The organism is Microcoleus sp. A003_D6 (assembly GCF_036702825.1).
Classification (GTDB): domain Bacteria; phylum Cyanobacteriota; class Cyanobacteriia; order Cyanobacteriales; family Microcoleaceae; genus Microcoleus.
Map to the genome: position 1 here is coordinate 1,637 of NZ_JAUBWA010000053.1, position 14,604 is coordinate 16,240.

The following is a 14,604-nucleotide window of genomic DNA, read 5'->3' on the forward strand; positions in this document are numbered from 1 at the left end:
GTTGGATTTGGAGTTGGATTTGGAGTTGGATTTGGAGTTGGATTTGGAGTTGGATTTGGAGTTGGATTTGGAGTTGGATTTGGAGTTGGTGACTGCAAGTCGTCATTCGCGATCGTACCTATGCCCGTCGCTTTAGAAATAGTCGCATTGACAGGAGTGTTGAGGTTGACATTGAATGTTTCGTCAGATTCAAACTTAGCATCGCCATTCACAGCAATGGTGACAGTTTTTGTGGTTTCTCCAGCGGCAAAATTGATGCTTCCTGTTGCTGCTGTATAATCGCTGTCAGCAGTGGTAGCAGTGCCGTCAGACGTGGCGTAATTGACGGTAACGGGCAAGTTAGAAGCCTGAGAAAGGGAAACATTAAAAACAGCATTAACAGTCCCAGAATTTCCCTCAGTAACAGTGACATCACCCATAGAAAGACTGGGAGTGTCATCATTGGTGATAGTGGCGGTAGCAGTGGGTGTGGTGACTGTAGAACTTTCCGGTGCTGCCGTCAAATTCGGGTTAGACAGAGTGGCAGTAATTGTCTCATCAGGTTCAACCACTGTATCGCCCAAGACATCGACAGTGATAGTTTTAGTTGTCTCGTTAGCGGCAAAGGCGATCGTACCCGTTGGAGTAGTAGCGCCAGCAGCATTGATATTGTTGTAATCCGTACCGTTAGTAGCATTTCCGCCAATAGCATAATCTACTGTACTCGCTACTCCAATACCACCGCTGCGGGTGACAGTGAAGGTGACTGGTTGAGTGCCGGAGTTGCCTTCAGCTAGTGCAGTTGGGGTAGTGACAACGGCATAAGAAATCGGGTCATTCGCAGGTATAGTTACGGTAGTTTGGTTAGTGGTTCCAGCAACGGCATTAATAATAGTACCGAAGTTGAAAACTACTGTTTCATCATTTTCTGGAATGTCATCTGGATTGATAGTAAGAGTGATATTTTGGGTAAGACTTGCACCGCTGACACCAGCATTAAAAGTGATGGATGTAGGGGTGAAAGTGTAGTCGGAACCCGCACCTTGGGTAGCCGTACCTGTGTTAACTAATGGTATAGTAACGTTGCCGATGGGAGTAGTGCTGAGAGTGACTGGGATAGTAACAGTATTAGTATTAGTTCCTTCTATACCTGAGAAGGTGGCAGCACCAAAGTTAACTAGAATATCGGGATATTCATAAGCACCTATATCAACAGTGCCGTTGCCGATGCGGGGAAAACCAGTACCGCGTTGATCGTTGGCTGAAACCCCTGTATTGTTGCCTGCGTTGAATGCTGGGCTACCAGATAGTAAAGCGCGAGTAAATGTGGGACCGTTGTTATTAGCTAAAGCAGCTAACAATGGATCGATGGGGCTGCCAGTAGTGCCTACTTTATCGTTGTTTATGCCATTGGTAAAGCCTGTACTGCCAGTATTGTTGCCAATTAAGTTGTTGCCTTGGCTGGTGAATTGTCCTGAAACGTCGGGGTTTATGGTTCCTGCTGCTGTGTTGTCAGTGTTGCCAGCGACGATCGTATTTTTGACATTAACTGTGCCGCTTTGCCTGAAGATTCCACCGCCATTGTCGTTGGCTTGGTTGTTATTATCGAGATCGGCGGTGTTGCTAGCGATCGTGCTGTTGGTAATAGTTAATGTGCCGCCGCCTGGTTTGAAAATTGCGCCGCCTTCAGCGTTTGCTGTGTTGCCAGAAAAGGTGCTATTGGTGATATTTGTGTTTGACGCGCTGCCGTCGTAAATGGCACCGCCACCTGCGAAAACGTTGGCGTCGCTTGCTTTGTTGCCGGAGAAAGTGCTGCCGGCGATAGTAAGCGTAGCTTCGTTGTAAATGCCGCCGCCACCTTGGCCCGTCACCTCGTTGTTGGTGATGCTGCTATTAGTAATGCTTAGTTGGCCCGACAGGTTTCTGATGCCTGCGCCGCCAAACGCAGTCGCCTTGTTGTTGTCGATGATACTGCTGTCAATTGTTCCCGGAGCATTATTGAATATCGCCCCGCCACCGCCCGCTGTATTCAAAGAATTGAAGGTGCTGCCAGTAACGGTCATTTGAGTCCCGCTATTGTGGATGGCACCGCCTGCGTTGGCTTGGTTGTTTTGAAAAGTAGAGTTGGCGACTGTCAAAGTGCCTTCGTTGAAGATGCCGCCGCCGCTGCCACCCGGGATGTTTCCCCCTGAGATAGTCGCGCCGGAGATGCTAAAGGCATTGCCGGTAATGACGTGAAACACGCGATCGTTCAAACCTGCCACTGTGTTGATAGTTGTGGTGGCTGCGCCTGTACCCGTAATAGTGAGGTTTTTGGTAATGTCGAGGTCGCCAGTCGCGCCCAAGTCTTCGTTCGCACCAGCAATAGTCAGCGTGAAAGTACCCGTCGGCAGATTGATGGTGTCGCCTGTCGCAGAGTAACGAATCGCTTCCCGCAAAGAGATGCCAGCACCTCCGCCCAAAATGCCGTTATCTTCATCAGCGGTAGTGGTGACGTTGATGGTACCTAAAACGCGATCGTAACTGGCGATCGCATCAAGGGTGAATGCCAAAGCGGTCTCAATCGAACCAATTGTTACTTCTAAATCCCAGTCACCGCCTAATGCAGCACTTCCTGTCAGGTTTTTGGAAGCGGCGATGTCTGCACCTGTGAGTTGATTGAGGCGTTGCAAGAACGATCGCCCCGCTACCGGTGGGGCGATTTCTGCCGCCACGCTGCAACCGTACAGGAGGATATCGGCGTTAGGGGCTAAAGCCTTTTTCCACTGCCCGAGTCGATCGCCATATTCGTCTAGGTTGTCAGAATTTAGCTGAATTGACCCCAGTTGCAAATTTCCAGGCCCGCCGTGAGAAACAATGTGAACGGCGGAAATATCGGTGTAGCTAGCTAATAACTCTGTAATTTGCTCGACTCCATCCCCCGCCCGATCGAGTATAAATATCTCTTTCCTTGGTTCGGCGCTTGGTGCAAGGCTTTGATAATCTTCAACGGTTGGGTCAATGACAACTATTTGCGTAATTTTTTGCACGATCAATTTTCCTCGTAGATGCAAGGGAAATGGAGCTTAAAAGCCGCGATCGTCTTGCCAAAATAATTCAAATTAGTATTGAAAAATAATCATTTGAATCTACTAGCTAGGTTTGGGAAAGCTTGTAAAAGGCAAGATATTATGCTTAAGTCATAAGCAGCTTAGAGTCTTACTAAGACAACATCGAGAGCAAATTTGTTCCCAAGCGTAAAAATTAGTCAGTAAATATAGCGATCGACCCGATCGCGCATTCGATCCCCGACTTCTTTAAGAAACCGGGGATCTGGGGGTTCTGTGTTTTCAGGTGGGCTTACTTATTTCGAGAGACTAGCGAGAATGCTTTCCATCTCAGAGAGCTCGACCGCCCCGGAGAAAGTTTTGCCGTTCATAATAAAAAATGGAGTGCCTTCAATGCCCAGTTGTTGAGCGAGTTGCACGTCTTTGGCAATGGCGGCTTCGGCAGCGGGGCTGTTGCGATCGGTGTTGAATTTATCTAACTTTAGATTGAGCTTTTGGGCGATCGATCCGTACAATGGCTCGCCTAACTCTTTCTGGTTTTCAAACAAAGCGCTGTAGTATTCCCAGAATTTGCCCTGCTGCCCTGCTGCCCAAGCTGCTTTAGCTGCTGGCAGCGCTTGAGGGTGAATTGAAGTCAAGGGAAAATGCTTGTAAGCTAAAGTAACTTTGTCCTGGTGTTTTGCCATAAACTGCTTGACAGTATCGTGAGCGCGCGCGCAAAACGGACATTGAAAGTCAGAGAATTCTAAAAGTACAATTTGCTGGGAAGGCGATCCCGTGCTGGGAGAATCCCCGATCGAAGATTTGGGATTAGTTGTCATGGACTGCAAAAATGACTGCTGCGCTGCTTTGAGAGACTGCTGCTGCTGTTGCTGGTACGCTTGTACCGAATCTAAAAGTGCTTGCGGGTTTTCGCGGATAATCTGCAAGACTTGCTCTTTCAACTTGGGATCGACTGGATTACCGCCGGCTGACTGGGCGGGGGTACAACCGATAAATACCAGGCAACCTGCGAGGAGTGCGGCAAAGCAGAAGGCTTGCTGGCTGCGGAGTTTTCGCCAAATAGTGGATACGTTCATCTTTTATTTCTCATTCACGGCAACACTTAATCCTACATTTAATTTTGCGGAGTGTCAGGTGTACCGCTGTTGACTGCTGTGCAGCTATTTTTAGCTTTGAGCAATAATTAGTAATTGGTAATCGGTAATTCGTAGTTGGTAATTGGCAATGGGTGTTAATCACCGCAACACCTACAAACTAAATAATTAAGATTTAAATCCTCGGGGTTTATTATAATATTATTTCCCCTCAAACGACCGCAATCAAACAAGTTTGTATAAAAGATAAAAAGATAAAAGGACGATCGCCCGGGCGATCGTCCTTTTATTTGCTGCACGTTGCATCAGCTTTGAAGCTTGTCTGAATCCGAGACTATTTCCGGTTGTTGAGCCATTTAGCAGCAACTATTCCCACAATACCCGCCACAATTGGATTGCCCAAAAACTTCATCAAACTCGGCTGTTCGGCCAGCACTTCTCGGAAAACATCCGGGTGATTGTGATAGGTAAACGAGGCCAGCTTGGTAACATCGTCAGCATTCATGCGGCTGGCGTGGTGGGTAGAAAGTCCTAGCTGTTTTTCCAAGGTGCGATCGTCCAATCCTCTCTTGCCCAAATGCTTGAAGAATTCGCGGGCCACGTCGTCGCGTTCGTTTGGCTTAATTTGGGCGATCGCCTTTTGCAATTCGGGTTCCAACTGCGCGGGCGGTAGCGAGTCGTGGTTCAGAGAACGCCCGAATAATTGTTTGCGCTGATCCGGCGAAGTTCTCTGAGCAAAATCGTCAAAATTTTCGTACTCTTCACCGGTTGTCTCCGGCATCATTTCTCGATCGCCCTTTGCCAAATCGCTCATGATTTGACTTTTGTAACTATCGCTGCTACTCATTTTAATTCTTATCCTCTCTCAACAACAGTTCAGTCTCAACTTGAGATTTTTTCGCTTTCAAAAAACTGCGGAATATTAAACCGCCACGCGGCTATAATTTAAGCTTGCTAACCAAATCAAGACTTGTATTCAATCTGATTTGATTGCTGGTCGTACTTGGCCGTCAAAATCAGTTTTTTGTCAGGAGCATAAACCAAAACACTTACATCCTGATTTGGAAAATTGTGGTGAAAACCTTGGGCTAAAGATTTTGCCAAATCTTTCACTTCAGTAGGGCGGACTTGCGGGGTAATTACAACTCCCAATTTGTTATTGTCGCGCACGTAAGCATCCTGAACCAGGCTCTTTGCCGTCTTTGTTACCCATTGACCAAAATCTTGACCTGCAACGGTATTGCCGCGTTCTAGCTGCGCGTAATAACCCTGGCTGCCACCAATTGCTACAGGTACATTAGTCGGTTGTTGAGCTGAAACGCTGGGCGCGCAGGCAGTAGTAACAGCCAGCATTAATACCAATAGTATGCCCGCAATTATTTTGCGACTCTGCTGCAATAAACTCACTTTTTTTCCTCCGTTCTGAAAACAATTTGAATAATTGAAAGGGTCAGGTTGCTCGACTCTTTCAATTACAGCAGAATCCACATTTATGAAGTACACCCGCCTATCGTGAGCTTCCCCGTAGGGACACGGCGAAAGCCTTTGTCCCTACACTTCACAAACCTGGACTACGCTTTAGTATTAGGCTCAGTCTAGTTTCTTTTTGAGCTCATCTTTTACATCTTCGATCGCGTGACCAGCTTCAGCTTGTGCCTGCTTGGCTTTGCCTTCTGCTTTATCCTTCGGATCTCCAGTAACCTTACCTATGGCTTCTTGAGCAGCGCCTTCGATGTTTTTGCCAGTTGCCTTTGCTCTATCTTCAACGCTCATGAGTTTCTCCTAATCTGTATCTAACGTGACGTTTTTTCACTTAAACTCATCATAGGAAACAAGGAGCTACGTTGCACTCTACCTGTAGGAAGAAAAAAGAAAGTTAGACCGCGAGCAGTGTACGGGATTTAGCGGAGTTAACGGAAGCCGGTTCGAGGGAAGATGGCAACGAAGCAGTGTAACGGATTCAACGGATAGGAATAGGGAATAGGGAATAGGGAATAGGGAATAGGGAATAGGGAATAAGGAATAGGGAAAAGTTTTTTTTCATTCCGGGATGGACTGCGACTTTGATACTTACCGGATTTTACAGTTTCAGCGGGCTGCCATGAAATATTTATATGAAAAAACTGGTGGATGGTCGCGGGTGCGTCCAAGACTGTTTTTTTCAACCCAAAATAATTGTAAAATTATAAATTTTTATCTACTTCTGTTTTCTGGTTTTTGCATTTAAAAGGGAGCTGTGGGCAAGACCGCATCTTACCCACAGCTACAAAAATCGGTATTAGTTTTAATCTAACTTGTGATGACACTCTCGATCTATTTTTTGCTGAAGTTCTTCTTTTAACTGTTCGACAGCCCGCATAGTTTGAGCATCTTCTTGTTTTTTCTGACACAGGGCTTTTTCTGTTTCCTCGCCCAGCAATGTCTCCTTGGATTTTGGTAGAGTGACTTCAATGTTGCTGGCAGTGGGAGTCGCGTTTTCTTGAATATTCATTAGTTTTTACCTATTGTTTGTTTGCAAAAAACTTATTGTTAACAAGGCTAATAAAAAGTTAACCTTATATCTATTATAACGGACATCACGGAGAGTATTGTAGGGTGCGTCAGCCCTTTCTCGTTTCCCTTGCCCAGTCAGTGTTCTAGCTGACGCACCCTACAGGTCTCGTTAGTGGTTTAAATGCGTAACAGTTTACTAAAAAGTTAACCTTATACCTATTATAACGGACATCACGGAGAGTTCCCTCTGCCTGAAGGGAGATAGGGGCTGGGGAAGAGTTTTAAGTTGGGAGTTTTACAGTAAGAGAAATGACGGATAATTCCATTGGCAGGAAGGGAGATATGGGAATGGGTAGAGTTTGCGAGATGGCTGGCTGACTCGCAAGGCGCGATCGGTGAATGAGTTGGGGAGAGGGAGGAGGGGAGGAAGAATTTTTATGCAGTGCGATCGCCGCAAGTACCTGCTGTCATTTGTTTGATGAGGCTGTTTCGACATCCGTAAGAGATCGAAAGAGAAATAGGCGGCTGGTTTAGTGCAGACTTAAGTCAGATGTAGCAGTTTGACCGTTAAGATCCACAGGGTGCAGCAATTGGCAAGTTTTGTGGCGATCGGGTTAAATAATCTGCTAAACAAGAGTTAGCATCAAGGCTAACTTCCTTGCGGATCGAACTAAAATTTTTGTTATTAGTAAAAATTATCTAAAACCCTATGGGAGCAAGCAGCAGTAACCCCCTCGAAGCAGCAGGCCCGACTCGTGAGCCGAAGCCTATCAAAATAGGCGTGTTGCATTCGCTGACGGGCACGATGTCCATCAGCGAAATTTCTGTTAAAGATGCGACGCTGTTGGCTGTTGAGGAAATTAATGCGGCGGGAGGGGTACTCGGACGCCCCTTGGAAGCGGTTATAGAAGATGGAGCCAGCGATTTGCAGACTTTTGCTCAAAAAGCTAAGCAATTGCTCTTAGAAGCGCAGGTGGCGGTGGTATTTGGCTGTTGGACTTCGGCGAGCCGCAAAGCTGTACTGCCGGCTTTTGAACACAGCAGCGGGTTGCTGTTTTATCCGGTGCAGTATGAAGGGCTAGAACAGTGTCCGAATATTTTCTACACTGGTGCTGCTCCGAACCAACAGATTGTACCTGGGGTGAATTACTTGCTGGCACAGGGGAAGCGGAAAATTTTTCTGTTGGGTTCGGATTATATCTTTCCCCGGACGGCAAATCTGATTGTGAAAGCTCAACTGGCGGCACTGGGGGGAGAGTTGGCGGGGGAAGTGTATTTGCCGCTGGGTTCTAAGGAAGTTGACGAGGCGATCGCACATATCTTAGCAGTGAAACCGGATGCTATTCTCAACACTCTCAACGGCGACAGCAATGTGGCTTTTTTCCAAAATTGGCGGGAAGCTGGCTTGAAACCGCAGGATTTGCCGGTGATGTCGGTCAGCGTAGCAGAAGAGGAAGTGCGGGCGATCGGGCCAGAAAATATTGCCGGACATTTGGTGGTTTGGAACTATTTTCAAACGGTGGATACACCGGAAAATCGGAAATTTGTCAAGGCTTATAAAGCCCGATACGGGGAAAATAGAGTCACGGATGACCCGATTGAATCTGCTTATTTCGGCGTTTACCTGTGGAAGCAAGCAGTAGAAAAAGCTGGTTCTACAGATGTGGTGAAAGTCAGGGCGGCTGCTAAAAATATGGAGTTTGCAGCGCCTTCGGGCAAGGTCAAAATAGATGCCAAAACGCAGCATACCTGGAAAACAGTGCGGATTGGCAAGGTGAAGTCGGACGGTCAAATTGAGGAGATTTGGAATTCGGGCGCACAGGTGCAGCCAGATCCTTTTCTAAAAGCCTATCCTTGGGCGGCGGCACTTGCTCAGAGGCAGATTTCTCTGGGAACTCGGGCTTCTTTGATCGGGCTGTTTGTCATCTTGGTACTGATAACTTGGATGGCGGTGGGAGTCGGGTGGATTGGTGCTGTGGAAATGAAGAACTATTTGCTGGCAATAGAGGCTGCTTCGGCTCCGGCGGGGGTTCCCGAGGCAGCAATGGGGGTGCTGGTGCAGCAAACTCTATTGGTGGCGAGCCGCACTCAGCACTGGCTGCTGGGGGCTTTGGTTTTGAGTTCGATCGCGGGGATAGTGGGTTTTGTGTCGGTGTCGGCAATTATTCGGAATATCGGCTTGGTGCGGAAAACTGCTGAACTGATGGCGAGCGGTGATTTGACGGCTCGATCGCCTGTTGTTTCTAATGACGCGATCGGGGTGCTATCTTCTACTCTCAATACAATGGCTCAGCAAATTAGCAGTTTGCTCAACGGTTTGGAAGTGCGGCAGCGGCAGCTAGAGGAACGATCGGGCGAATTGGAAGTCGCTAAGAATGCTGCGGAAGCTGCCAACCGGGCGAAAAGCACTTTTTTGGCAAATATGACTCACGAGTTGCGGACGCCCTTGAATGCGATTATCGGCTACAGCGAGCTGCTGCAAGAAGAGGCGATCGAACTCGGCGAAGAAGAGTTTGTGATGGATTTGGCAAGCATTAATATGGCTGGCAAGCAGTTGCTCAGCATTATTAGTGACATCCTGGATATTTCTAAAATTGAAGCAGGAAAGATGACTCTTTTCTTGGAGACTTTTGAGGTGTTGAATTTGATCGAGCAGGTTGTAACTACTGTTCAACCCATGCTAGGGAAAAATGGCAACACTTTAATCGTCAATTGCGATCGCAATATTGGCACGATATACTCCGATTCGTCGAAGCTGCGGCAAGCGCTGTTGAATTTGGCGAGCAATGCTGCTAAGTTTACCGATAGAGGCAAAATTACGATTAATGTTTGGAAGGAAGAAGGGGAAGTTTTGCCGATCGACAATTCCGAAGAACTCCCGGCAGTTCGTTCTCGGTGTCAAAATCCTTCGATCGTGTTTCAAGTCACCGATACTGGCATCGGCATGACTGAGGATCAGGTGTCGAGACTGTTCGGAGCTTTCGCTCAAGCGGACGATTCCACTACCCGCAGGTACGGCGGCACCGGTTTGGGGCTGACAATTAGCCGGAAGTTTTGCCAGATGATGGGCGGGGACATTACGGTTGAGAGCGGGTTTGATTGCGGTTCTAGTTTTACGATCCGGTTGCCGGTTGCGGTTAAAAGCGAGAAAGAAGTTGCGCCCGATCGAGAAATCGCAGAAATTCAGGTCGAGTCTTCGCCTTCGGTAGAGTTAGAGACAAATGCAGCGGCGACAGAAGCGAAGCAAAAAGAAGTGCGATCGCAACCGCTGGATCTGCCCGATGCTGCTACTGTGCTGGTGATTGACGATGACCCGGATGCACGGGATTTAATCACCCGCTGCTTGTCGAAACAGGGATTTCGGGTGCGATCGTCGGCTAGCGGTCAAGCGGGGCTTCAGTTGGCGTCTGAGTTGCGGCCGGATGCGATTACTCTGGACGTGATGATGCCGAGTATGAACGGCTGGGCGGTGCTGTCGGCGTTGAAAGCCGATCCGGATTTGGCTGATATTCCGGTGATTATGTTGACTTTTTTGGACGACAAAAATCAGGGTTTGGAATTGGGAGCGGCGGAATATTTGGAGAAGCCGTTGGATTACAAGCGCTTTGCTGCTTTATTGAGCAAATATCAGCGAGCGAGAGATTAGTTATTAGTTATTGGTTATTAGTGGCAGATCAAACCAAGAAATAACAACAACTAACAACTAACAACTAACAACTTAATCTAAGAACCCCATTAATGTCGAGCTATCGTCAATTTCGTTTGAGGCAATGGGGCGGTTTCCTCCCATTGTGGAGTAAACTTCATCAATGTGCAGAGTGCTGATGCCAATAGGGCGGGCACCGGACATACTGAACATTTCGCTGACTTGCATGGCGCTAGAACCGATCGGGCGATTGCCGATTGTAGCAACCACTTCCAAGTCGCTGGATTCAACCGGGCGATTGCCTACAATGCCGTAGGTTTCGCTGAGGTGCAGGGTGCTAATGCCGATCGGGCGATTCCCCGACATCGAGACGGTCTCGCTGATGGTAAAATCGTCTGGGCCGACGGGGCGGTTGTCATGCATGAGTTGCGGCCGATAAAGTTGAATTCCTGTTGCTTTGGCATCCGTGGGTTCTGTCGCTTGGCTTTTGGAACTGCCTTTGCCGCGGCGGGCGATCGCTTTGCCTTTGCCTGTACCTGTGCTCCTCGTATCCATAATTCTTTTCCTCGTTTATTGCTGTTGATTGCTGGGTTCGGACAACTGCTTTTGTGGGCTTTCTGCTTTCTATTTGGGCCGATGATTAAAATAATATTACAAAGTCTAACTATTTTCTTAAAGAAATTGCAGAATATCTGGATTTTTGTTAAGATTTATGGGTAATAGCTACATTTTCCTATGGTAACTGCGGCAGCATCTTTTCAATTGCAAGCGCCCTTCCAGCCCACAGGCGACCAACCGCTAGCGATCGCCCAACTCGTCAAAGGCATCGAAGCGGGCGATCGATTTCAAACCTTACTCGGCGCCACAGGTACAGGCAAAACCTTCACCATTGCCTCGGCGATCGAAAAAATCGGCAGACCCACCTTAGTCCTAGCACACAACAAAACCCTGGCTGCCCAACTGTGCAACGAACTGCGTAATTTTTTCCCCAACAATGCAGTCGAATACTTTGTCAGTTATTACGACTACTACCAACCTGAAGCATACATCGCCGTCACCGATACTTTCATTGAGAAAACCGCAGCAATTAACGACGAGATAGATATGCTGCGGCACTCCGCCACGCGATCGCTCTTTGAACGCCGCGACGTAATTGTAGTTGCTTCAATTAGCTGCATCTACGGTTTGGGAATGCCGGCAGAATACCTGAAAGCGGCTATTCCTTTGCAAGTAGGAATGGAAGTAAACCAGCGACAAGTTTTGCGAGATTTAGTCAACGTCCAATACAGCCGCAATGATATAGATTTAGGCAGAGGCAAATTTCGCGTCAAAGGCGATGTTTTGGAAATCGGCCCCGCTTACGAAGATAGAATTATTCGCGTTGAATTCTTCGGTGACGAAATCGATGCCATTCGCTACGTTGACCCCGTAACAGGTAAAATTATCCAAAGTACAACCGCTTTAAATATTTATCCAGCCCGCCACTTTGTCACGGCAGAAGATAAATTAGAGGCAGCTTGCCAAGGAATAGAACTTGAATTAGAAGACCGACTGGCAGAATTTGAAAAACAGGGTAAACTATTAGAAGCTCAGCGAATAGAACAGCGCACCCGCTACGATTTGGAAATGCTGCGCGAGGTTGGATACTGCAACGGAGTAGAAAATTATTCGCGGCATTTAGCAGGCAGAAATGCCGGGGAACCGCCAGAATGTTTGATTGATTATTTCCCCAAAGATTGGATGTTGGTAATAGATGAATCCCACGTCACAGTCCCGCAAATTCGGGGGATGTACAACGGCGACCAAGCGCGGAAAAAAGTATTGATCGAACACGGTTTTCGCTTGCCCAGCGCCGCTGACAACCGCCCATTAAAAGCAGAGGAATTCTGGGCAAAAGAGAATCAGTGCATCTTTGTTTCTGCTACGCCTGGGGATTGGGAAATGGAGATATCTGAAGGCAGAGTTGCGGAGCAAGTAATTCGCCCTACCGGAGTAGTAGATCCGACAATTTTTGTGCGCCCGACGGAAGGACAAATTGACGATTTGTTGGGGGAAATTAAGGAGAGAGTAACTCGGGACGAGCGAGTTTTGGTGACGACTTTAACGAAGCGGATGGCGGAGGATTTAACCGAATATTTGCAGGAAAGGGGAATTAGAGTGCGGTATTTGCACTCGGAAATTCAGTCAATTCAACGCATCGAAATTATCCAAGATTTGCAGGATGGTAAGTTTGATGTATTGATTGGTGTTAACTTGCTGCGGGAAGGTTTGGATTTGCCGGAAGTTTCGCTGGTGGTAATTTTGGATGCGGATAAAGAGGGGTTTTTGCGATCGGGACGTTCGTTGATTCAAACGATTGGAAGGGCGGCGCGACACGTTCAGGGACAGGCTATTTTGTACGCGGATAATATGACGGATAGTATGGTTAAGGCGATCGACGAAACGGATCGACGCCGGGGGATTCAGCTAGCGTACAATAAGATGCACGGGATTACGCCGCAGCCGATCGCTAAAAAGCGATCTACTAACGCGATTTTGGCATTTTTGGATGTGTCGCGCAAGCTGAATTCTCAGCAGTTGGAGGAGGTTTACGAACAGGTGGACGAGTTATCTTTGGATGAGATTCCTCAGTTAATCGGGCGGTTGGAAATGCAGATGAAGGCGGCGGCTAAGAAGTTGGAGTTTGAGGAGGCGGGTAAGTTGCGCGATCGGATTAAGCATTTGCGGGATAAGCTATTGGGACATTGAAGCAAAAATATGACTGCACCCACTCGCTTTGAGTTTCCCATTGCTAAAGCGGAATATCTATTTAACCGCTTCAGTCAACCAGGAGTAGGCGGAGATAAGCAGAAATTCTGGCGAGAGGTGATGGGGTTTGAGTCACCGGAGGCAATTCGAGAAGCAATTCTCGCCCAAATCTCGCTAGATTTATTACATTCAGTAGGAGAGAATGACTATGGAGAACGCTACCAAGCTATTATTTTAATTAGAGGGCTTTCTGGGATATCTTGGCAAATCCGTACAGGCTGGATTGTGCTATTTGATGAAAATATTGCTAGATTTGTTACCGCAGTGCCTCAACGATTTGGGAGACAGCAATGAGCAAATTTCAGTTATTCGATGCAGTGAGTTTAACCGAACCCATCGCCCTCGCCGATGGCGGAATTGCGCCACCAGAAACAGCAGGGGCAATTGTTGAGATATTCAAAAACGGTGAAGCATATTTAGTCGAGTTATTTAGCGGATGGGTGAAAGCAGAAGTTGGCGGAGATTTTATTCCTGCAACTCAAGATGAACCCGAATCATTTATGGAAACTATCGGCGTTGAGACGGTTTATCCCCATCAGTTGCAATTAGTGAAATCTGCCCGCGAAATGATCGGAGTTCGAGAACAGTTAATGTCGGTTTTAGATAATTTACCTGACGAGTTAGTGGCAGAAGTCCGCGACTTTGCTGAGTTTTTGGAGCAAAAACAAATTAAAGTCGGCGGTTGAAACCGCGTCTATACAAGCAAAACCCGCCGACGCGGGTTGAAGAATGCGTGGTTGAGACTTTTTGGGAGAAAGTGCGATCGCCCTTTACCATTGTCCTATTTTTTGGAAGGGAAGGGCGATCGTACTTTTTACCAGCTTCCTAGTCTGTCGGCTGCATATTCGCGATCGGATAAGTTTTTGTCTGAGCGCTAATCATCAGAAAGGTTACATAGCTATTGAGCTTGTCCATAGTCAGCTATGAATTTGGAAATTTTGTCATTACTCTGGCCGCCAAAGTCTGGCGGGTTAAGTATGCCCCTGGCTTTGACTACATCTTGGGCTTTGGCAATCAGTTCAAGCCTTTCCTGATTCAAGTCATCTATTTTCTGGGGTTTCTGTGCTTGAACATTTGGAGCAAGCTCAGAAATCATACGGAGTATCTCCCAGCCATGAGGATGATCGAGAACCTTTTCTAGCAGCGATCGCGCATGATTTTGTGGTATCATGATTTTGAATTAATTAAAGAACACCAAGAATCTTTTGAACGGCTTGATACAGGTCAGTGCAGCCGCTTCAAGATTCACTATTAAACCAGAACGCCCTTATGACTTGCAGGTCTGAGGGGCGTTATTTATTATTTTTAACCGTTTTCCGGCCAATTGTCAAGTCTTTTTTGGATATTTCTCAGCAAAAATCAGGGATTGAAACTGAGTATTATCGCGGTATCGTATCCTGTTATTCCAAGCAGCATAGGAGAGTTTTGTACTAAACCACATTAATACTTGTGTAATGCATTAATACTTGTGTAATGCATTAATACTTGTGTAATGCATTAATACTTGTGTAATGCATTAATACTTGTGTAATGC

The 14,604-nt window shown here is 47.1% G+C and carries 13 protein-coding genes; 5 read left to right on the forward strand and 8 right to left on the reverse strand.

The genetic code is table 11. The annotated features are described in order from the left end of the window. From QUB70_RS16135 to QUB70_RS16160, 6 genes are all read right to left on the reverse strand, one after another. Window positions 1-3,008 (reverse strand): DUF4347 domain-containing protein (locus QUB70_RS16135; RefSeq protein WP_332981914.1); only part of this gene is annotated, 3,008 nt, incomplete at its 3' end. 314 nt (window positions 3,009-3,322) lie between these two features. Beyond that, window positions 3,323-4,105: a DsbA family protein gene (locus QUB70_RS16140; RefSeq protein ID WP_332981850.1), complete on the reverse strand. Its 783-nt coding sequence runs from the start codon at window positions 4,103-4,105 to the stop codon at window positions 3,323-3,325. A 352-nt stretch (window positions 4,106-4,457) separates the two neighbouring features. Further along, window positions 4,458-4,970 (reverse strand): hypothetical protein, encoded by a 513-nt coding sequence (locus tag QUB70_RS16145; RefSeq protein WP_332981851.1) that lies wholly within the window; start codon window positions 4,968-4,970, stop codon window positions 4,458-4,460. Between the two features lie 116 nt (window positions 4,971-5,086). Next, complete coding sequence (locus QUB70_RS16150; protein ID WP_332981852.1) at window positions 5,087-5,530, reverse strand: hypothetical protein; 444 nt, start codon at window positions 5,528-5,530, stop codon at window positions 5,087-5,089. A 183-nt stretch (window positions 5,531-5,713) separates the two neighbouring features. Further along, window positions 5,714-5,896 carry a CsbD family protein gene (locus QUB70_RS16155; protein ID WP_332981854.1) on the reverse strand — a complete coding sequence of 61 codons (183 nt, stop codon included), beginning with the start codon at window positions 5,894-5,896 and terminating at the stop codon, window positions 5,714-5,716. Window positions 5,897-6,407: 511 nt separating this feature from the next. After that, window positions 6,408-6,614: a hypothetical protein gene (locus QUB70_RS16160; RefSeq protein ID WP_332981856.1), complete on the reverse strand. Its 207-nt coding sequence runs from the start codon at window positions 6,612-6,614 to the stop codon at window positions 6,408-6,410. Between the two features lie 711 nt (window positions 6,615-7,325). On the opposite strand from QUB70_RS16160, the gene urtA reads away from it, so the two are divergent. Beyond that, window positions 7,326-10,262: an urea ABC transporter substrate-binding protein gene (gene urtA, locus QUB70_RS16165; protein ID WP_332981857.1), complete on the forward strand. Its 2,937-nt coding sequence runs from the start codon at window positions 7,326-7,328 to the stop codon at window positions 10,260-10,262. Window positions 10,263-10,334: 72 nt separating this feature from the next. Here the strand turns inward: urtA and QUB70_RS16170 are convergent, their stop codons facing one another. Continuing rightward, a complete protein-coding gene (locus QUB70_RS16170; RefSeq protein ID WP_332981858.1) occupies window positions 10,335-10,817 on the reverse strand; it encodes a hypothetical protein in 483 nt (160 codons plus the stop codon). 180 nt (window positions 10,818-10,997) lie between these two features. Between QUB70_RS16170 and uvrB the strand changes: the two genes are divergently transcribed. Genes uvrB through QUB70_RS16190 form a run of 4 tightly spaced genes read left to right on the forward strand, consistent with a single transcriptional unit; the run spans window position 10,998 to window position 13,899 of the window. After that, window positions 10,998-13,010 (forward strand): excinuclease ABC subunit UvrB, encoded by a 2,013-nt coding sequence (gene uvrB / locus QUB70_RS16175; RefSeq protein WP_332981860.1) that lies wholly within the window; start codon window positions 10,998-11,000, stop codon window positions 13,008-13,010. Between the two features lie 9 nt (window positions 13,011-13,019). Then, complete coding sequence (locus QUB70_RS16180) at window positions 13,020-13,364, forward strand: DUF6883 domain-containing protein (RefSeq protein WP_332981862.1); 345 nt, start codon at window positions 13,020-13,022, stop codon at window positions 13,362-13,364. Beyond that, window positions 13,361-13,756 (forward strand): DUF2281 domain-containing protein, encoded by a 396-nt coding sequence (locus tag QUB70_RS16185; protein WP_332981863.1) that lies wholly within the window; start codon window positions 13,361-13,363, stop codon window positions 13,754-13,756. Before QUB70_RS16180 ends, QUB70_RS16185 begins: the two co-directional genes overlap by 4 nt. Next, on the forward strand, window positions 13,753-13,899 hold the full coding sequence (locus QUB70_RS16190) for a hypothetical protein (RefSeq protein ID WP_332981864.1): 147 nt from the start codon (window positions 13,753-13,755) through the stop codon (window positions 13,897-13,899). The genes QUB70_RS16185 and QUB70_RS16190 overlap by 4 nt, the downstream gene beginning before the upstream one ends. 69 nt (window positions 13,900-13,968) lie before the next feature. Here QUB70_RS16190 and QUB70_RS16195 read toward each other — a convergent pair whose 3' ends face one another. Further along, window positions 13,969-14,241 (reverse strand): hypothetical protein, encoded by a 273-nt coding sequence (locus tag QUB70_RS16195; RefSeq protein WP_332981866.1) that lies wholly within the window; start codon window positions 14,239-14,241, stop codon window positions 13,969-13,971. Between the last annotated feature and the right edge of the window lie 363 nt (window positions 14,242-14,604).